Origin of the sequence: Lysinibacillus parviboronicapiens, assembly GCF_003049605.2 — a bacterium.
GTDB classification, from domain to species: Bacteria; Bacillota; Bacilli; order Bacillales_A; family Planococcaceae; genus Lysinibacillus; species Lysinibacillus parviboronicapiens.
The window spans coordinates 1,118,036-1,138,047 of record NZ_CP073713.1 but is presented as its reverse complement, the minus strand read 5'-3'; the positions used below and the strand labels follow the sequence as shown (position 1 = coordinate 1,138,047).

Sequence of the window (20,012 nt, the reverse complement as noted above, 5' to 3'; positions counted from 1 at the left end):
ATCACACTTTTGTTACCACATTAAACTTAAGTATGTGTTCGTTAATCGGGCACAAATGGGTGCTGAGTATCTCACTGACACGCCCATTGTATGGCTGTGGCTATTTTGGCATTCGTTGATATAGAATACCTGAAAACTCCTGAGTCAGCATTAGATTTCGTCTTCGTACACAGCCGACTCGTCTTGCGATACTTTTGTAAGTACACCCGCAGCTACTTCTTCAAGCGCTTTTCCTACATATTTATAGGATACGTATTTGTGTAAACGTTCTGTACCATCTTCCTCTTGCATTTGGCGAGCGCGTTTAGAAGCTAAGCTCACTAAAGAATACTTTGAATCAATTTCTTTTTTTAAGGCATCTACTGATGGGTATAACATAGGTTTATTCTCCTCTCAACATTGACAAATATCTTTTTTCGACACGTTCTCTACGACAATGTTCTGCTTTAATTATAGCATTGATGCGGTCACAGGCATTTGTTACTTCATCATTCTCAACAACATAATCATATAAACTCATCATTTCAAGTTCTTCGCTTGCGGTTGCAATACGCTTCGCAATAACATCTGCTGTTTCTGTCCCACGACCTACTAAACGATCCTTTAATTCCGTTAAACTTGGTGGTGCTAAGAAAATAAATAAGGCGTCTGGTGCCTTTTCACGAATTTGCGCAGCACCCTGCACTTCGATTTCTAAAAACACATCGCGCCCTGCATCAAGTGTCTCATTTACATAGGTTAACGGTGTACCGTAGTAATTACCTACAAATTCAGCATGCTCTAATAAGCCGCCTTGTTCAATTAACGCTTCAAATTCAACTCGCGTCTTGAAAAAATAGTCTACACCATCTACTTCACCTTCGCGAGGATTTCGTGTTGTCATCGAGATGGAATACTCATAATTCGTATTCGGCTGAGAAAATAATTCTTTACGCACTGTTCCTTTACCTACACCAGATGGGCCAGACAGAACAATTAATAATCCACGTTCTTTTATCATTTATTCTCTATATCTCCCTTAATTTATAACAGATGCAAGCGTATTATTCGATATTTTGAACTTGCTCACGCATCTTTTCTAAGATTGTTTTTGCTTGAACAACCGCCACAGAGGCTTCTGTTGATTGGTTTTTTGAACCAATCGTATTAATTTCGCGGTGTATTTCCTGCATTAAAAAGTCTAACTTCCGACCAACCGAAACCGTTTCAATTAACGTTTCTTCCAACTGTCCAAAGTGGCTGTCTAATCGGTCTAATTCTTCGCTAATATCCACACGTTCTGCAAATATTGCTACTTCTGCAAGCAAACGCTCTTCTAGCAATGCTCCATTCGCTACCTCTGCAATTCGTTCCAGTAACCGCGTACGATATTTTTCAACAGCAAGTGGGGCGTATGAACGTATTTGGTTCACCTGTTCCATTAACTGTTCTTTATATTGTAAAACGACTTCTTGCAACTCTTGCCCTTCGCGCTCGCGCATTTGTAACAGCTGATTAATGGCTTCAGCAATGGCCTCTTCGACAGCGCTCAGTAAATCCTCTGGCGTTAGCTGCGGTTTTTCTTGTACTAGAGCTTGCTCAAGCGATAATAGCTCTTGCATCGTCCATTTCTCTTCAAGTGGTACTTTACTTGCTAATTGTTCTTTTGCCTTACGATACGCTTCAATTAATGACCAATTAATTTCAATAGATTGCTCGACGTTTTCCAAGTCTTTCACATTCACCATTACGTCAATTTTGCCGCGTGACAAAGCTTGTGTAATCAATTTTTTCGCAAAAATTTCTGCTTCAAGCCATTCTTTCGGAAATTTTGCATGGATTTCTAAAAAACGATGGTTGACCGAGCGCATTTCTACGGTTAATTGAAAGTCTCTTGTTGTTGTGACACCTCTGCCAAAACCAGTCATACTACGCACCAAGGTTCGTCACACCTTTCTTTGCATACTGGGATTATTATAACATAAGCTCTGCCATTTATGACGTCTCACCATAAAAAATTACATCAATTTCGCCTTGGCGTAATTGCGTCCAGATTTTGAATTGTGCGGGCACAATTCATTCCTTTCAAAATCCGCGACATCCGCCGGAGGCTCTATCTTCATTCAGCAGGTGTTTAGACACCCACTGAAAAGGAACCACATCCGGATTCATCTCACCACCTTTAGAGGTGAGAGTCTTCTGCTGAATGAAGATAGAGCAAAAGGTAATTCTACCACATTTGTAGCTATAATTTAATATTCACCTAAAAAATGCTATGATAAACATACGAAAAGAGCATCCTTACCGCTTATGGCGGTTACATTGTCTTTTACGCTGGACAAAGTGCATGCGACAGATACTTGTGAACACAAAAGGATTGGCAATTCAGGTCACCAGATGACCTATTCGCTAGTCCAAGAGCACTCAGTTACAGCAAGCACCGGCACCAAAAAAATCACAAAAGAAATACAATGATGTTTTGCATCATTGGAAAGAGGAATTCATATGGCATTTGATGGCTTATTTACGTATTCGATGACAGCAGACCTTCAGCAATTAGTGGCAGGTCGCATAACTAAAATACATCAACCGAACGCTCAAGAGGTTGTCTTACAAATCCGTGCGAATGGTGGAAATCACAAATTACTGTTTTCCATTCACCCATCGTATGCACGTATCCACCTTACTGGGCAGACGATAGAAAACCCTGCAGAACCCCCTATGTTTTGCATGCTTTTACGTAAGCATCTTGAAGGTGGTTTTATTGCTTCTATTAAACAGCATGATTTTGATCGCATTATTATAGTAGAAATTGAAAGTAAAAATGAAATTGGCGATCCAATTGTACGTGAACTGCATGCGGAAATTATGGGCCGTCATAGTAATTTGCTATTAATAGATAAGGAACAGAAGAAAATTATTGATAGCCTAAAACATTTATCTCCTTCCATGAATAGTTTTCGAACGGTATTACCAGGACAGCCCTATATCGCACCACCTGCACAAAATAAATGGCATCCTTTAACAGTTACGGATGAACAAGTAACAGCGTTTTTCTCCGAACAGCTAACAGCAAAGGATGTAGTTTCTCAATTTGTCGGCTTCTCTCCGTTACATGCTGAAGAATTATTATTTCGTATCACAGCATCACCAAATGTAGTAACGTGCTTCAAAGAGTTTATGGCATTATTTAATGATGGTGGAAATGAACCAATGTATGTACTAGCCAATAACAAAACTTATTTCTCCCCGATTGCGTTAACACACTTGCAGGGTGAAGCGACAGTATATCCGAATGTACACGAACTATTAGACCGTGTTTTTTTTGCACGTGCAGAACGTGACCGTGTTAAACAACAAGCAGGTGATTTAGAACGTTGGCTACAAAATGAAATTGATAAATTAACTTTAAAAACGAAAAAATTAAATAAAGATTATGAGCGTGCCTCAAAACTAGATCAATTTCAATTGTATGGCGAACTGTTAATGGCCAATATATATGCCTTTGAAAAAGGTGTAAAGGAAGTAACTGTCACAAACTATTACAGTGAAACTGCCGAGCAAATTACCATACCTATCAGTGAGCGTAAAACACCGATTGAAAATGCACAAAGTTATTACACAAAGTATACAAAAGCAAAAAATGCACTGATTATGGTCAAGGAACAACTGGAAAAAACAAAAGAGGAAATTGCGTATTTTGAAATGCTTGCACAGCAAGTACAACAAGCTTCACCTGGAGATATTGAGGAAATACGAGAGGAATTAGCAGAACAAGGTTATTTAAAAATGCGTCACGCTAAGAAAAAGAAAAAACAATCGAAGCCAGAGCCGGAACGTTATATATCATCAACAGGTGTGCAAATCTCTGTCGGAAAAAACAACAAGCAAAATGATATGCTGACATTTAAAATTGCTAGACGTACAGATATCTGGCTGCATACTAAAGATATACCTGGCTCTCATGTCGTTATACATGCTAGCGAGCCAGATGATACGACCTTACGAGAAGCAGCAACACTAGCTGCATACTTTTCAAAAGCTCGAGACTCCTCATCAGTGCCGGTAGATTACACAGAAATACGACAAGTGAAAAAACCAAATGGCGCTAAACCTGGTTTTGTTATTTATTTTGAACAGAAAACACTATTCATCGATCCAGATGAAGCTGTCATTTTACAGTTAAAAAAACAGTCTTAAAGTGTGAAAATACGATGCATTTTGCATCGTATTTTTCTTTTTAATTAACGCCTATGTAATCAGCACTAGACAACTATTTAAAAATAGATTCCCTTATGGTTTCCTCAGTCGTTGTTTCCTAATTGATATTACGCGCAAAAAAAATTGTGAACAATCTGCACTGTTTATGCAAACCTTTATTGACTTAACCTCTTGTCAAAGCTAAATTTAATTCAAATTAGTAATATAAGAAAGGGCGTATACAATATGTCTGTAGGCAAAAAATTAAGCTTAGGTTTTTTCTCGATTATACTCACTTTATTTATTTCTTTAGTTATTCTGTTTTTACAATTTTCAAATATCGAGAGAAAAGTAGAAAATGCACTAGATAACCGTGTTGCCCTCGTCGAGCTAGCAGATAATATCCAATTTGAGCTAGCCATGCAAGGACTATTCATTCGTGCAATGTTTATTGAGGATACGGTCAACAATAAAGAGAACTTTGAAAATTACTCAACTATGTTGGATAAACACGTTGCAGAGATGATGGAAAAATCCGATTCTGCTCAAATGGACGTATTTGCAAAAGATCTCAATACATACAATGATGCCTTTAATGAAGCGGCTGATCAGGCCATTAATCTACATGATGCTGGTCGATTAGATGAAGCTTTACAAATTGTAAATGGTGGTGCCCAACTAGCAAACAAAGGACTATTAGAGGTGTCAGATGAAATAGTAACTTACCAAAAAACCCAATTAAGTAAGGTAACTGAAGCGTCTAAACAAGCAGTAAAAAGTGCTCAAATAATTTCGGTTATTGCACTTGTAATCGGAGTAAGTCTTGGATTATTCCTTGTCTTTTTTGTACAACGCACGATTTCTCGTCCTTTAAAAACAGTTGTAGCCGCTGCCAACAATATCTCGAATGGTGAATTATTCCACAAAGATATTTCCTTCCAATCTAAAGATGAAATCGGCCAACTCGCTGTGGCTTTTAATTCTATGAAAGGTAATTTACGAAGCCTATTAGCACATATCCAAGGTAATTCAGAGCATTTAACAGCTTCTGCTGAAGAACTCACTGCTTCTACAGAAGAAATTGCTGCGACCAACGATGAGGTGACAGTACGCATTGATGAAACAGCCGAAGCTGCGGCGACTGCTACAACAGCAGCCAATGAATGTGCACATGCAATGGATGAAACGGCAACAGGTGTACAACGTATTGCTGAAGCAACCCAACAACTTCACACTAGTGCAGTTGAAACATCTGAAGTGGCGAACATTGGTAATACAGCAATCGAAGAAGCACAGCAACAAATGAACGTAATTTATGATTCTACGCAAATTATTAATAACCTCGTACAAAAGTTGAGTAAGCAATCCGAAGAAATAAGCAATATTACAGCAGTGATTACTGCAATTACCGATCAAACCAATTTACTTGCACTAAATGCAGCAATCGAAGCTGCACGTGCCGGTGAACACGGGAAAGGCTTTGCTGTCGTAGCTGACGAAGTTCGTAAGTTAGCTGAAGAATCGAAGCAATCAGCTAATCAGATTGTTGCGTTAACTCAAGATATTCAACAGGATACGCAAAATGTGGAAAATGCAGTAAGTGACGGTCTCCAATCTGTAACAGATGGTGTGAAGATTATCAGCAATGCTGGTCAAGCCTTTGAATCAATCGTCACAGCGATTAGTTCTATGACAGATCAAATTGAAGATATTTCCGCCACATCCGAAGAAATTTCCGCCAGTGCCGAACAAGTGGCTGCATCTGTCGCTGAAATTGCACACGGAGCTTCTACAAGTGCAAGCCATACACAAATTGTTGCGGACGCTATGAAAGAACAAGCCGATACAATGCAACAAGTAAACTTCGTTGCAACAGATTTAAGTGAAAAATCTTTAGATTTACAAAGCCAAATAAATCAATTTAAGCTTTAAGCAAAAAAGCTGCGCATTTCATCCAATGAAATGCGCATTTTTTATATGATGTATGTTAAAAATACCCCCTCCAAATTATTTCAAAAAAATATAATTTGCTATTTCCCATCTTTAAATAATGTATTTTTCCTTAAAAATAGTACGTTTTTTTCTTATATTTTCTTTAATCTCCTTTTTTATCATTTTAAAAGCATAATCCTAGATAAATACAAAACAAGATTCTTATATATCATTAATAGATAATATTATTCAGGTTTTTCGATAAGGTGTTACAAAAAAATCCGCAATAAAAAAACCAAAAAACTTAGTTTTACAAAGATTTTCTACAAAACTATATAAATTTCTTAAGGTATTACAACCGTGACTTTTGATTCATTTTTCAAACAGTGATAATATTATCAAAAAAATAGGAATTTTCCGTATAGTAAGTCATTTTTTCGTTTTTATTTTATTTTTGATATTTGAAGTTAGAATTTATCAAATTTTCATCATTTAATCACTTTCGTTCATTAAAGTGGTAAATCGAAGAAAATTATTATTCTTGGCAATGTCAGATAATACTATATAAATTTGAATCTTTTTTATTTTGTACACAATGACTTTTTTGGTATATTAAATAGGAGCTTCACAAAAGGCTTAAAAATTGTATAAGGGGGATTCACATGAATAAGAACAAAAAGTTTTTATTACTAACAGTCCTTGCAGTGTTTTCTTTAGTACTTGCTGCATGCGGCTTCGGTGGAGATTCGTCAGATAATTCAAAAGACGGTAAAAAAGATTCTGGTTCATCAGAAACTGCTTCTTCTAAAGAGTTAAATTTAGTTGTAGCTTCTGAACCACCATCTTTACATCCACAACTTGCAACAGATTCTACATCTAGTGCAGTCTTAATTAATGTATTTGAAGGTCTAACTCGTTTAGATGCTGATGGCAAACCAACTCCAGCGATTGCTGAAAAATGGGACGTAAGTGAAGATGGTTTAACTTACACTTTCAATTTACGTGATGCAAAATGGACAAACGGAGATCCAGTAGTAGCTGGCGATTTCGTATATGCTTGGAAATGGGCTTTAAATCCAGAAAACTTATCTGAGTACGCTTCTGTATTTTACCCAATCAAAGGCGCTGAAGCTTATAATTTAGGCGAAGGTTCTGCTGATGATGTAGCAATTAAAGCTGAAGATGATAAAACTTTAGTTATTACTCTAGCAAACCCAACTGCTTACTTCTTAGAATTAACAGCATTCAAAACTTACCTACCTGTTAACCAAAAAGTTGTAGAAGGTAATGACGAGTGGTACACAGATGCTGGTGAAAACTATGTAACAAACGGTCCTTTCACGTTAGATGATTGGAAACACAATGATTCATTAGTACTTAAGAAAAACGCTGATTACTGGGATGCTGCGAATGTAGCATTAGAAACAGTAAATATCGGTATGGTTGAAAACGAATCAACTGCTGTTACAATGTTTAAAAAGGGTGAAATCGATTATTTAGGTTCTCCTTACCAAACTGTAGCTCTTGATGCTATCGACGGTTTCAAAGCTGATAAATCTTTACAAATTGCTGACTATGCAGCGATTTACTGGTACAAATTCAATACAAAAGATAAAATTACTGGAAACGCTAACATTCGTAAGGCGTTAACTTTAGCAATCGATCGTCAAGGTTTAATTGACAACATTACTAAAGGTGAACAAAAACCTGCATTAGGTATGGTTCCAGCTGCGATCTCTGGCTTTGAAGAAGACCGTGGTTATTACAAAGATAACGATATGGAAGGTGCAAAAGCTGCACTTGAAGCTGGTATGAAAGAGCTTGGCATTACTGATCCAAGTCAAATTAAAATCAATGTTTCATTTAATACATCTGAAGCACACGCTGCTATCGCTCAATACATCCAAGAAGGATGGAGCAAAAACTTAGGTATTACTGTTGGTCTTGATAACTCAGAATGGCAAGTTTACTTAGAGAAACTTAATGTTCTAGATTACCAAGTTGGTCGTATGGGCTGGATCGCTGACTACAACGATGCATACACATTCTTAGAAATGTATGACACAGCTGAGAACGGTAACAATGATACTGGTTGGGAAAATGCTCAATACAAAGATTTATTGAAACAATCTGTCGCTGAAATTGATCCTGCTAAACGTCTTGAACATTTAAAACAAGCAGAAGCAATTGCTATGACTGAATTACCAATTGCACCAATTTATTACTACACTAACCTTTATGTGAAGAATGATAAGGTACAAAATATGGCTCCTGACCGCATTGGTAATATCCAACTTAAATCAGTTGACATTAAATAATTCAGATTTTTTAAAATTAAGTATTATTTTGTAAAGCTCTACAGCGAAGAGCTGCCTCGTAGTCGACTTCGACTAGCGGGTCAGCTCTTTTTAAAATACGAAGGCATATATTTGTCTGAAAATTGACAAATAGAAGGAGGAGTTTCATGTGATTAAATATATTTTGAAAAGGCTGATGTATATACTTCTCGCGCTTTTCGTCATCGTAACGGTAACGTTTTTCTTAATGCGCCTTGCACCTGGTAGTCCATTTGCGAGTGAACGTAATTTCCCACCTCAAATTGAGGAAAAGTTAAACGAAACGTATGGATTAAATAACCCTTGGTATATTCAATATAAAGATTATTTAATCGATACGGCCACTTTCAATTTCGGTGAGTCTATGAAGTATAAAGCGCGTTCTACAAATGATATGATTTCTGAGAGCTTCCCTGTTTCTTTAACTTTAGGGATTGAAGCTATGCTATTGGCAGTTGGATTCGGTGTATTAATAGGCGTAGTTTCCGCGCTTTATCATAATAAGTTCCCGGATTATTTGGCAACGTCCTTTGCGGTGCTCGGCATTTCTGTACCATCATTTATTTTGGCTGGATTAATGCAGTATTTCCTAGCATACAAACTTAATTTATTCCCGACCAGTGGATGGAATGGCTTTATATATAGTATATTACCTGCTTTAGCCATTGCATTCACTCATATGGGCTTTATTGCTAAATTAACTCGCTCAAGTATGCTTGAACAAAACAATAGTGATTATGTAAAAATGGCACGTGCCAAAGGTCTTGGTAAATGGACGGTTGTCTTCCGTCATACATTACGTAATGCCCTTTTACCTGTCGTTACTTATTTAGGTCCATTAACAGCTGGTGTTGTTACAGGTAGTTTCATTGTGGAACAAATCTTCGCAATCCCTGGACTTGGTAAGCACTTCGTTCAAAGTATTACAAACCGTGATTATACAGTTATCATGGGAACGACAGTATTCTACTCAATCATCCTTTTATTTGCGGTTCTCATCGTAGATATTTTATACAGTGTAATCGATCCGCGAATTAAGTTGAAGGGAGCGAAAAAATAATGACGCAACAACAACCAATTGACAAAGATATGTTTAAAATTGTCGGTGGAAATCATGAGGCAACTGAAAGATTAGCAGATAAATCCGTTTCCTTCTGGAAAGAAGTTTTTATCCGTTTTTCACATAATAAAATGGCGATTTTTGGTTTAATCGCGTTAATTATTATTATTTTGATGGCCATTTTTGCCCCAATGTTATCTCAATATAAATACAGTGATCAACTTGGTGTTTATAATGCCCCACCATCTGCTCAATTTTGGTTCGGAACAGATGATTTAGGCCGTGATATTTTTGTTCGTATTTGGGCAGGTGCTCGCATTTCCCTTTTCATTGGGATTACTGCTGCCGTTATTGACTTAATCATTGGCGTGCTTTGGGGAAGTATTTCAGGTTTAGCTGGCGGTCGTGTTGATAATATTATGATGCGTATTGCTGACGTATTAACCGCTGTTCCTTACCTACTAGTTGTAATTGTTTTACTTGTTGTTTTACAACCAGGTTTAGTTCCTATGATTATTGCCCTTTCGATTACAGGTTGGATTAACATGGCTCGTATCGTTCGTGGTGAAGTATTATCCATTAAAAATCAAGAATACGTACTGGCTGCCCGTACTTTAGGTGCAGGCACAGGTCACTTAATCTTAAAACATTTAATTCCAAATGCACTTGGTGCTATTTTAGTAACGATGACATTAACAATTCCATCTGCTATTTTCACAGAATCATTCCTAAGTTACCTTGGTCTTGGGGTTCCTGCTCCGAATGCATCTTGGGGAACAATGGCATCGGAAGGGAATAAAGCGATTGCTAATGCTCCATGGCGTTTGATTTTCCCAGCAGTGTTCATCTCACTGACAATTTTTGCATTTAACGCAGTCGGTGATGGCTTACGTGATGCACTAGATCCTAAACTACGTAAATAAGGAGGTGGCTAAAAATGAGTAAAAAAATATTAGAAGTAAAAGATTTAAAAGTAAATTTTAAAACCTATGCAGGTATTGTACATGCCGTACGCGGTGTAAACTTTGATTTAAGTGAAGGTGAAACATTAGCGATCGTTGGAGAGTCAGGTTCTGGTAAAAGTGTTACGAGTAATGCGCTAATGAAACTAATCCCACAGCCACCTGGTATTTATGATTCAGGACAAATTTTATTTAATGGCCGTGATTTAATACCGTTAAGCGATAAAGAAATGTCAAAAGTACGCGGAAATGAAATAGCTATGATTTTCCAAGACCCAATGACAAGTTTGAATCCGACAATGAAGGTCGGACGTCAAATAACTGAAGTTATTTTACAACACAAAAAAGTTTCGAAAGACGAAGCTAAAAAACGCGCAATTGAACTTTTAACTCAGGTTGGTATCCCCTTCCCTGAAAAACGTTTTAACCAATACCCACATGAATTTTCAGGCGGTATGCGACAACGTGTTGTAATTGCCATTGCATTGGCAGCAGATCCAAAGCTACTTATTGCCGATGAACCAACAACAGCACTTGATGTAACAATTCAAGCGCAAATTTTAGAATTGATGAAAGAAATTCAAAAGAATTCTAAAACATCTATCATCTTCATTACACATGACTTAGGTGTAGTGGCCAATGTCGCTGACCGTGTTGCGGTTATGTACGCTGGTCAAATCGTAGAATATGGTACTGTGAACGATATTTTCTATAACCCGAAACATCCTTATACATGGGGATTACTTGGCTCAATGCCTGACTTAGATAATAATGCAGATGAGCTATTACGTACGATTCCTGGCTCACCACCAGACTTAATTCACCCGCCAAAGGGAGATGCGTTTGCGGCTCGTAATGAATTTGCAATGGCCATTGATTATGAACAAGAACCGCCTATGTTCCAAGTGAGTGAAACACATTTTGCAAAGACTTGGTTATTGCATCCTGATGCGCCAAAAATTCCACTTCCAGATGCTGTTGCTAAACGTATCGAGGGCTTTTTAGCAAAGGAGGAACAATTCAATGGCTAAAACCGGAGCAAAGAAAATATTAGAAATTAAAAACTTAAAGCAACACTTTGGAACGCCAAATAACCCTATTAAAGCAGTCGATGGCATTAGCTTCGATGTATATGAAGGCGAAACACTAGGACTTGTTGGTGAATCTGGTTGCGGTAAATCAACGACTGGTCGCTCTATTATTCGTCTATATGATATTACAGATGGCGAAATTATCTTCGACGGTCAAAACGTTCATGGGAAAAAGTCTAAAAATGACTTAAAGAATTTCAATCGTCAAATGCAAATGATTTTCCAAGATCCATACGCGTCATTAAATCCTCGTATGACAGCTGGTGAAATCATTAGTGAAGCTTTTGATATTCACGGTCTTTACAAAAACAAAGTAAAACGTCGTGAAAAAATCACCCAGTTGCTTGAAGCTGTTGGATTAAACAAAGAGCACGCTAACCGTTATGCGCACGAATTCTCAGGTGGTCAGCGTCAACGTATTGGAATCGCGCGTGCACTAAGCTTAGACCCTAAGTTTATCATCGCAGATGAACCAATCTCAGCGCTTGACGTATCCATTCAAGCACAAGTTGTTAACTTATTAAAACAACTACAAAAAGAACGCGGCTTAACGTATCTTTTCATTGCCCATGACTTATCCATGGTAAAATACATTAGTGATCGTATCGCTGTAATGTACCGTGGTCAAATCATGGAAATCGGTAAAGCAGATGATATTTATAATCATCCTGTGCATCCATATACAAAATCATTATTATCAGCTATTCCACTGCCAGATCCAATGTCTGAAAAACGTCGTCAACGTATTCCATATCAGCATACAGAAGTGGACGAGAGTGCAACATATCATGAAGTTGGTGAACAACATTATGTTTATGGTACCGCTGATCTTGTAAAAACTTGGATTGCTAAAAGATAATACAATATCCATCCTTCATTTTTGTTGGATGGATTTTTTATTTTGTTTTTGGCACAGCAAGTCTTGTAAAAAATGGGTAGTATAAATCAATAACGATTACTCGACATTTTGGGTATCCAGAAGACCACCACTTCTTAGATATCCATTTTTCTATATGGCTTCAATTCCTTCGGATATATGGCTCCCTTTATATACTTTATTTAATTATTTTGAGACTATTGATTGTTCCTTTGAACAAATCCTGCATAAATCGTTTTTTACCCATGGATTTTCAAATGTTATCTCCGAAGTCAAAAAGTTAATAATTGCCTTTTTTCCTAAAGAAATTGGCTCTGCTATCTGGAGATGTATTCGTAAGAATTCTGTTGTTATCATAGATGCAAGCATACTAATATTAGGAAGTATGGCTGCATTATAATCTATATTAGAATTTTCATAAGCTTCTAGGACTTGGCTATACTGATTTTTAATAAATGAATAATAACATTCTAAGCAAGGTGTTACTGATGGGATAATTGAGTAGAAGCTCCCACAAGTTAAACCTACCCCCCCTGAAAGAAAAGGAACATTATTTTTATTACAAATTTCATTTACCCAAGAATTTATAACCATGGGAGGATTATCAGCTGCACAGAATACAAAATCAATATCTTCAGTAATAACATTTTCTAAATCCTCAGGCGAATTTATTCTTTTATCAACCACTTCATAATTAATTGATGTATTAAAATCACTCAATCTATCAAAGCCTACTTTAGTTTTTCGATGCCCGATATATTTTTCCGAATAGAGTACTTGGCGATTTAAATTCTTTAATTCAACTTCATCGCAATCGAGAAATTTAATATTTCCTACTCCTAGCCCCGATAACTGCATTAAAAGATTACTACCTAATCCCCCCATTCCCAGTACTAGAACCTTTGTATCTATAAGTTTTTTTTGGTAAAATACACTATTTTGCCTTGTATTACTAAAAATATTAAAAAATTTTAGGTTGTTATTATATCTGATATGTTGCCATTCATTTAATTCTTCACTACTTTCGAAAGAACAATCTGTAATTAGACCAATTTCGTCCAACGTTTCAATAATATTTTTGAAATCTGAAAAATTTAAGGAAGGTTCATTAATCAAGTCAAAAATTTGTTCTGTATTCAGCTCACCATTTAATAAAGGTATGAGTTTGGTGACTATACCATCTGGATCGTTAATTTCAAAGGCATTATTAGGTTCATCACCAATTTGAATCGTTTGTTCATCTATTAATATAATTGGATAAAATTCTTTAAATTTCGGTTTCATATTAGTTCTCCTTTTATGTCAGCATTTTGTAAAAATAAGTTGAACTACAAATATACAAATAAACACTTAGAAGGCGATTCCTCAGTTAAAATCCTAAGTTAGATGATTAAGCCTTAGTTCTCTCAAGATAAAAGCATAAAATAATCATGTATAATTTTTCATCATAGTATTCAGTTGTTCTTTTACAATTAGAGCCTCATTCATCTTATTACCTTCTTGATCTAGCTGAAAGTATAGACGGCCCAGAAAATTCCTAACATTTGATATAATTATATATTCTTCATGCCATACCTCTGTTTTTTCCCAAAGGATAAAACTACATATCCATTGCTTGAACACATCTGAAGTAAATGTATTATTTTTCAAGATAGTCATCACAGCTGTTATTAGCCTTTCATCTTCTAAATTGGTATAAATCGTTTCTTTTGTACATATCGCTTTTTTTATAACATTTAAAAGCTCTAATTGATCTTCCATAGGTAGATTATATTTAGCTAACTCATTTAATGCATCTGCTGCATGGGCCAATGCATGTGCCCACCCTTTCTCATCTACATAGCCTCTTAGATCCTTTTCAGAATGGATATAACATATAATTCTTTTTTTAATAATTAAAATATCTTCAGAGTTTAGAAATTTGTTTTTTTGATCTGCCATGAGTATTAGAGGAATAAGCAACATAGAAAAAGATCGAGTAAATACTGAATCTGAATTTGATTCCCCAATATTATAAAAAAGGTGTTTATCTAAAATTGTTTCTAATATAATCTTAAGTAAATTTGGTGATACAAAATCTTTTAGTATCCAGTGAGAAAAAGTTGAGTAAATTAGATCATCTCTTAGTTCACTATCTGTAGATCCAATATTATCTAACATTGCTTCTATATAATTTCGAAGTACTGAATCATCAACTATTTTATACTCACTATCTTTTATATTCATAAGTTCTTTTTTTAGTAACATATTAATAAAACACCTCTATTCAATATAGGATAGTTCTTAAATACAAGCTAACAAGTACTAAAGTACAAGAAATAGAAAGCAAAATATAAAACACAAAAATAAACCCTTTTTTTAACTCCATAATTAAAATCCCCTAACTATTACGTTGTAGTAATCTCTCTTCTTAAAAAAATATCCTATTCAGTATTAGTGCACCTATATATTGCCTTTAACTGTCCTTTTTCTTAAATCTATTAATACATAGACAATTAAAATAACTATAGGACACAGTGTTAGAGTTCCCATCGCAATGCCGTCCCAATAAGAAATAGAAAATAAAGGATCTCTTAATGTTTTTTCGAGTGTTTGTTTGACCGAATATAAAGCAATAGGTATATCAATAACAAAAAATAAATATAATGAAACTAAGATTCCTATTAAACTACAAACACTATATATTTTCACAACTTTTCTTTCTTTAGCAGATAGATTGTTAAGCTTTGTACTTACCTTATGGAATTGTAAGGTTAAAACATTTTTAAAGATATATTTCATTGATTCATTCAGATCATCTATTTTTAAAAAATTGATAAGTACATAATATAAATCTGTGCGTAAAAATAGTAAAGTTTGAAAAACAATAGTCTGTAATTGCATCAAAATCGCAAACTTGAGTATTTTGATTACAAACTCATTTAAAAAATAAAATTGCATTAATGCACAAAATAATATTAATATACTCGTCCATGCTATACCTGCTAAGTAAATACCGTACCTTTTTCTTCTTGATACTGACCAAATATCAGCCACTTCAGTTTCAAGTACAAGAAAAACTAATCTATAACCCCATTTAACTTTTGCTCCAATGCCGACACTTTTAGCGGCACAGATATGCCCATACTCATGAAAAAAGATAACTATCCATGTACTTATTATTATGATTAAGATTGAAATAATTCCCGAATTACTAACAAAAAAATCCGACCCTTTAGGTCGTAAGGTTTCAAAGGTAAAAAACAAATATAAATTTGCAAACATTGAAAAAATATAAATTGTCCAGGCCACCTTTCCAAATATTAAACTGTAAAATTTAGAAGGTTCAACATTCAGATTTGGATTATCAGTCAAGCTCTCAGATATCTTTTGGCCATCAATAGTTTTTATAAAACCTGCATCAAGTAACACATCAACAAATTCTATAATGTCTTCTATTTGGTAATCATGATCACTATTTATTAAGGCTAGTTCAGCTATTGATTTATTTGAGGAGAAGCTATTATAAAGATTCAAAGTGTTTACATCAAATAATAAATAATCTGAGGTTCCAATACGTCGAATAGTAATTGAATCGTTATCGTTACTTTGATAAGTCTCAATATTATGTACTTCAACTATGGTATCTCCACTAATTTTCATTTCACTCATTGAATTGACTCACCCTTTTCTTCATTATTCCTACTTACCTCACTAAAATGCCTGCTTTTAAGAGCGAAGGCCCGCTTTAGAAGCGGACCTTTTCTATTTATATATCATGTAGTAGCTCGGTTAGCTGGAAGACCTACTTTCGGCAATACTTTCACTTTAATTTTAGCCATTTTTTCACCTCCTATATGTACTAGTCTACTTAAGATCATGTTGTAGCTCGGTTAGCTGGAAGGCCCACTTTCGGTAATACTTTTACTTTGATTTTAGCCATTTTTTTCACCTCCTATATAGTTCTAGTAATCTTTGTCTCATGTTGTAGCTCGGTTAGCTGGAAGACCCACTTTCGGTAATACTTTTACTTTGATTTTAGCCATTTCTTTCACCTCCTATAATTCTAGTAAACTTAGAATCCTGTAATAGCTTGTTAGATAGAAGACTTACTTTCAGCAAGACTTCAACTTCGACTTTAGCTATTTTTCAAATAATTCATTTATTCACTAGATTCTATAAAAAAGGAAATGTTTTAAAATATTTATTGAATTTATTTCCATAAATACCAAACATTAACTAATTACTATAATAATCCATAAATAGTAAAATGTAAACATTATTCTGAATAATAAAAGTTATCGGACTTAGACAATAAAGATACGTTTTAAAGAAAAAAAACAAGAGAATTTCCAGATTTTATTCAACCGCAAAACAAGCTGTTCGTTCCTCGAAATGAATTTGCTGAGTGAGGAAAGTTTCACTATGTTCCAAGTGAATGAAAAAACGTTTCAAATATTAGTTGACGCTTTTAAATGCAGTTGCTAAACGTTGGAGGCTTTTAGCGAAGTGAACAATTCAATGATTAAACCGGGTACAAAAAACTCTTGAAATCAAAAATTTTAAGCAATATTTTAGATCACGAAGGAATTCTATTAAAGCTGTTAATGGAATCTGTTTCTATGTATAGAAGAAAAGAAACACTTAGGGCTTGTAGGTGACTCTGGTTAAGTAAATCGATGACTGGTCATCTAATTATTCGAACTTGCAATATTGTTAGTATAATTTTATATATATATAGATATTTTTTACATAAAAAGCGATAATTAGAGCCTCCTAAGTCTTAACATTGGAGGCTCTAGTGCTTTAAGAAAAAACAGTCTTTCTCCACTGAAGAAAGACTGCTTTACTAGCGTCAGCTTATTTTAATGGAGCATCTGCTGTTAGTTCGATATTTTGCAGCTCTGTTTCATTTGCATAATCAACATTGTAGTTTTTCACACGTTTGTTTACTGGAATGATTTCCGTACGGAAGAATGTTGGGAATACCATTGCCTGTTCAGCCATATAATTTTGCCATTTACTAAATGCTTCTGCACGATATTCTGGCTTCATTGCTTTGTCAGAATCAATATCTTTTAACATTTCTGATAATTCAGGCGAAACAAAACGGCTAAAGTTAAATTCTGCACCTTCACTATATAACCCTGCTGGAGATGGGTTTGTTCCAGTTCCCCAAGCCGCCATATACATATCGATTTCAGGATCATCAGCCTGTACTTTATCGTAGAAACTATTAAATTCAATTAATCTTCCTGTCGTTAATTGAACATCTAAACCAACATCTTTCCAGTTTTGACGATAGTACTCTACAATTGCTTCATCCGTATCTGAACCCGCCATACTCGCAAGACGAATTGTGAATTTTTTGCCATCTTTATCTTCACGAATACCATCACCATCTGCATCTTTGTATCCTGCTTTATCTAGTAATTGTTTCGCTTTTTCAGCATCATAGTTATAGCCCTTTAAAGTTTCATCATAGTATGATGCAAATACTGGTGGAATCAATGAATTTGCTCGTACTCGTAGACCTTGATAGAATTTCTCTGTAACCGATTCAATATCCATCGCATAAGCCATTGCTTGGCGTAAATTAATATCATTCATTTTTGATTTCTCATCAAAAATATTTATACGATTTGCTTTATCATATTTCCCCAATTTAAATCCAACATAAGAGTATGCTAATTCAGGTCGACCTAAAATCGCTACATTAGAAAGATTTTTCAAACCATCATATTGATTTGTTGGGAACGATGTCGCGATATCATATTTTCCAGTTTTTAAAGCTTCACCGATTGATGTTGAAGGCACCACTTCAATAACTACTTTATCAATCTTAGGCTTCCCTTTGAAATAATGTTCATTTGCCACAAGTTGTATGGACTCACCATTAACAATTTTATCAATTTTGAATGCACCTAGTGTAACAGGGTTTTTACGTACTGCATCTGAAGAAATTAATTCTTTCATAGGAATAGACCCTAGCTGATGCTTTGGTTCTGCATAGCCCCACAAACCATCACCAAGTGAGTAGATTGCTGGTGATACTTTCTTGAACGTAATTTCAATCGATTTTTCATCTAATTTTTTAATACCTGAAATAGTGTCTGCTTTGCCATCATGATATTCTTCTGCACCAACAATATTTTTGAAATCATCATCATATCGTACACCCTCATAATCTGGATGACCAATAATTTCATATGGATAAATTAAGTCATCAGTAGTTAATGGCGTACCATCGGACCACTTAACATCTCCTTGAATTGTTATTTTTGCTTTATTATTTTCTGCATCGACTTCTAGTTTTGCAATGCCTGTATCTTTCACTAAAAAGTCGCCATCAAGCTCATAAAGAACATTTGAAGCATATTTCATTATTTCGGAATCATAGGCATCCTCATATAATTCCCAGTTAAAGATCCCTTGGAAAGGTGAATCCGTAACAAGAGCTACCTGTAACGTTCCCCCCTTAATAACATCCCCTTCATTTGTTATCTCCATCGGTATTGAGTTCGTATCCACCTTGTTATCATCTGTTTGAGCTGGTTTATCTTTGTTGCCATCATCCGTTTGTGCAGTATTTTTTTCAGCACTATTGCAAGCTGTTAATACAAGCATCACTGCAAAAATAACGGACAGCATTAACCAATTCTTTTTCATAGTAATTCCTCCCTTTTATCCTAATCTTTGTTTTGCGTCAGCTGCACGACGAAGTGCTTGACCGACGTAATTTATACCAAGCATCAATATTAAAATCAATAGAGATGCAGGTAACCATACCCACCATTTTTCTGATAGTACTAACGGATTTCTTGCATAGTTTACCAATGTTCCTAAACTTGGCGTTGAAGGGGGTAATCCGAACCCTAAAAAAGAAAGCCCTGTTTCAATACCAACGTTCCCTGCAAAGCTAAGGGTCAGATCTACAATTAAAATAGAGCTTAAATTAGGTAAAATCCCTTTAAACATTATGGAAAAATCACTTGTTCCCATCGTTTTTGATGCACTGACATAATCACGCCGCCCTTCTGAAAGTGCTTTACTCCGTACTAAGCGTGCAGTACCCATCCATTGAAATATCGTAATAATTAAAATCAACTCAATAACGCCATATTTAGGAATAATTGTGACCACTACAATGATGATCATCAATGTTGGCAATGTCATGAAGAAATCAATAATACGCATAAATAGATTATCAATAAAACCTCCATAATATCCCATGATAATACCTAGCGCTATGCCCGCAATACCAGCAATTACAGTAATCGAAATAGCGATTAAAATGGAATTCTTTGCTCCAATAATTAACTGTCCAAACATATCACGGCCTGCTTCGTCTGCCCCTAGTATATATCCATTTACACCAGGTTCAGTGTAACGCTCTAACAGCTTAATTTTCAAAACCTCTTCTTGATTGAGAATCATTGCTGCAATTAGAAGGGCTATTATCAGAAGTGTTATTCCTATAAATGAAAACATTGCTAGTTTATCTTTTTTAAACTCTCGTAAAACGACTTGAATTCCCGTTGGAGGAGAGCTTTCAAATTTGACTGCTTCTTTGTTTTGTTGTTCCATTTGAATTCA

Annotated in this window: 15 protein-coding genes; 7 read left to right on the top strand and 8 right to left on the bottom strand. The window is 35.3% G+C overall.

Features of this window, described 5'->3' with window-relative positions; all coding sequences use genetic code 11:
- Positions 1 to 150 precede the first annotated feature (150 nt).
- The 3 genes from rpoZ to C9J31_RS05295 are packed head-to-tail and all read right to left on the bottom strand — an operon-like array spanning position 151 to position 1,919.
- Complete coding sequence (gene rpoZ, locus C9J31_RS05305; RefSeq protein ID WP_107923119.1) at positions 151 to 378, bottom strand: DNA-directed RNA polymerase subunit omega; 228 nt, start codon at positions 376 to 378, stop codon at positions 151 to 153.
- A 4-nt stretch (positions 379 to 382) separates the two neighbouring features.
- Positions 383 to 1,000 carry a guanylate kinase gene (gene gmk, locus C9J31_RS05300; RefSeq protein ID WP_107923120.1) on the bottom strand — a complete coding sequence of 206 codons (618 nt, stop codon included), beginning with the start codon at positions 998 to 1,000 and terminating at the stop codon, positions 383 to 385.
- A gap of 43 nt (positions 1,001 to 1,043) precedes the next feature.
- Positions 1,044 to 1,919 carry a YicC/YloC family endoribonuclease gene (locus tag C9J31_RS05295; protein ID WP_107923121.1) on the bottom strand — a complete coding sequence of 292 codons (876 nt, stop codon included), beginning with the start codon at positions 1,917 to 1,919 and terminating at the stop codon, positions 1,044 to 1,046.
- Between the two features lie 565 nt (positions 1,920 to 2,484).
- On the opposite strand from C9J31_RS05295, the gene C9J31_RS05290 reads away from it, so the two are divergent.
- From C9J31_RS05290 to C9J31_RS05260, 7 genes are all read left to right on the top strand, one after another.
- On the top strand, positions 2,485 to 4,179 hold the full coding sequence (locus C9J31_RS05290) for an Rqc2 family fibronectin-binding protein (protein ID WP_107947709.1): 1,695 nt from the start codon (positions 2,485 to 2,487) through the stop codon (positions 4,177 to 4,179).
- A 246-nt stretch (positions 4,180 to 4,425) separates the two neighbouring features.
- The gene (locus C9J31_RS05285) at positions 4,426 to 6,111 is read left to right on the top strand and encodes a methyl-accepting chemotaxis protein (RefSeq protein WP_107947707.1); all 1,686 of its coding nucleotides are present in this window, start codon (positions 4,426 to 4,428) and stop codon (positions 6,109 to 6,111) included.
- Positions 6,112 to 6,773: 662 nt separating this feature from the next.
- Positions 6,774 to 8,429, top strand: coding sequence for a peptide ABC transporter substrate-binding protein (locus tag C9J31_RS05280; RefSeq protein ID WP_107947706.1), 1,656 nt, complete (start codon positions 6,774 to 6,776; stop codon positions 8,427 to 8,429).
- A 148-nt stretch (positions 8,430 to 8,577) separates the two neighbouring features.
- Positions 8,578 to 9,507 (top strand): ABC transporter permease, encoded by a 930-nt coding sequence (locus tag C9J31_RS05275; protein ID WP_054767120.1) that lies wholly within the window; start codon positions 8,578 to 8,580, stop codon positions 9,505 to 9,507.
- Positions 9,507 to 10,430: an ABC transporter permease gene (locus C9J31_RS05270; RefSeq protein ID WP_107923125.1), complete on the top strand. Its 924-nt coding sequence runs from the start codon at positions 9,507 to 9,509 to the stop codon at positions 10,428 to 10,430. The genes C9J31_RS05275 and C9J31_RS05270 overlap by 1 nt, the downstream gene beginning before the upstream one ends.
- A gap of 14 nt (positions 10,431 to 10,444) precedes the next feature.
- Positions 10,445 to 11,500, top strand: coding sequence for an ABC transporter ATP-binding protein (locus tag C9J31_RS05265; RefSeq protein ID WP_107923126.1), 1,056 nt, complete (start codon positions 10,445 to 10,447; stop codon positions 11,498 to 11,500).
- Entirely contained in the window at positions 11,493 to 12,419 is a 927-nt protein-coding gene (locus C9J31_RS05260; RefSeq protein WP_107947704.1) for an ABC transporter ATP-binding protein, read from the top strand. Before C9J31_RS05265 ends, C9J31_RS05260 begins: the two co-directional genes overlap by 8 nt.
- Positions 12,420 to 12,623: 204 nt before the next feature.
- Here the strand turns inward: C9J31_RS05260 and C9J31_RS05255 are convergent, their stop codons facing one another.
- The 5 genes from C9J31_RS05255 to C9J31_RS05235 form a co-directional block, all read right to left on the bottom strand.
- Complete coding sequence (locus C9J31_RS05255) at positions 12,624 to 13,721, bottom strand: ThiF family adenylyltransferase (RefSeq protein ID WP_107947702.1); 1,098 nt, start codon at positions 13,719 to 13,721, stop codon at positions 12,624 to 12,626.
- Between the two features lie 144 nt (positions 13,722 to 13,865).
- On the bottom strand, positions 13,866 to 14,684 hold the full coding sequence (locus tag C9J31_RS05250; RefSeq protein ID WP_107923129.1) for a DUF2785 domain-containing protein: 819 nt from the start codon (positions 14,682 to 14,684) through the stop codon (positions 13,866 to 13,868).
- Between the two features lie 195 nt (positions 14,685 to 14,879).
- Positions 14,880 to 16,088 carry a hypothetical protein gene (locus tag C9J31_RS05245; protein WP_107947700.1) on the bottom strand — a complete coding sequence of 403 codons (1,209 nt, stop codon included), beginning with the start codon at positions 16,086 to 16,088 and terminating at the stop codon, positions 14,880 to 14,882.
- 1,188 nt (positions 16,089 to 17,276) lie between these two features.
- Positions 17,277 to 19,085, bottom strand: a complete 1,809-nt coding sequence (locus C9J31_RS05240; RefSeq protein ID WP_107947698.1) for an oligopeptide ABC transporter substrate-binding protein — start codon at positions 19,083 to 19,085, stop codon at positions 17,277 to 17,279.
- Between the two features lie 15 nt (positions 19,086 to 19,100).
- Positions 19,101 to 20,003, bottom strand: coding sequence for an ABC transporter permease (locus C9J31_RS05235; protein ID WP_107923132.1), 903 nt, complete (start codon positions 20,001 to 20,003; stop codon positions 19,101 to 19,103).
- Positions 20,004 to 20,012: the final 9 nt, after the last annotated feature.

What these genes read in the sequence shown, in the direction of transcription:
- rpoZ (WP_107923119.1), bottom strand. Translation starts at nt 378, where the DNA reads ATGTTATACCCATCAGTAGATGCCTTAAAAAAAGAAATTGATTCAAAG.
- gmk (WP_107923120.1), bottom strand. Translation starts at nt 1,000, where the DNA reads ATGATAAAAGAACGTGGATTATTAATTGTTCTGTCTGGCCCATCTGGT.
- C9J31_RS05290 (WP_107947709.1), top strand. Translation starts at nt 2,485, where the DNA reads ATGGCATTTGATGGCTTATTTACGTATTCGATGACAGCAGACCTTCAG.
- C9J31_RS05285 (WP_107947707.1), top strand. Translation starts at nt 4,426, where the DNA reads ATGTCTGTAGGCAAAAAATTAAGCTTAGGTTTTTTCTCGATTATACTC.
- C9J31_RS05280 (WP_107947706.1), top strand. Translation starts at nt 6,774, where the DNA reads ATGAATAAGAACAAAAAGTTTTTATTACTAACAGTCCTTGCAGTGTTT.
- C9J31_RS05270 (WP_107923125.1), top strand. Translation starts at nt 9,507, where the DNA reads ATGACGCAACAACAACCAATTGACAAAGATATGTTTAAAATTGTCGGT.
- C9J31_RS05265 (WP_107923126.1), top strand. Translation starts at nt 10,445, where the DNA reads ATGAGTAAAAAAATATTAGAAGTAAAAGATTTAAAAGTAAATTTTAAA.
- C9J31_RS05260 (WP_107947704.1), top strand. Translation starts at nt 11,493, where the DNA reads ATGGCTAAAACCGGAGCAAAGAAAATATTAGAAATTAAAAACTTAAAG.
- C9J31_RS05255 (WP_107947702.1), bottom strand. Translation starts at nt 13,721, where the DNA reads ATGAAACCGAAATTTAAAGAATTTTATCCAATTATATTAATAGATGAA.
- C9J31_RS05250 (WP_107923129.1), bottom strand. Translation starts at nt 14,684, where the DNA reads ATGTTACTAAAAAAAGAACTTATGAATATAAAAGATAGTGAGTATAAA.
- C9J31_RS05245 (WP_107947700.1), bottom strand. Translation starts at nt 16,088, where the DNA reads ATGAGTGAAATGAAAATTAGTGGAGATACCATAGTTGAAGTACATAAT.
- C9J31_RS05240 (WP_107947698.1), bottom strand. Translation starts at nt 19,085, where the DNA reads ATGAAAAAGAATTGGTTAATGCTGTCCGTTATTTTTGCAGTGATGCTT.
- C9J31_RS05235 (WP_107923132.1), bottom strand. Translation starts at nt 20,003, where the DNA reads ATGGAACAACAAAACAAAGAAGCAGTCAAATTTGAAAGCTCTCCTCCA.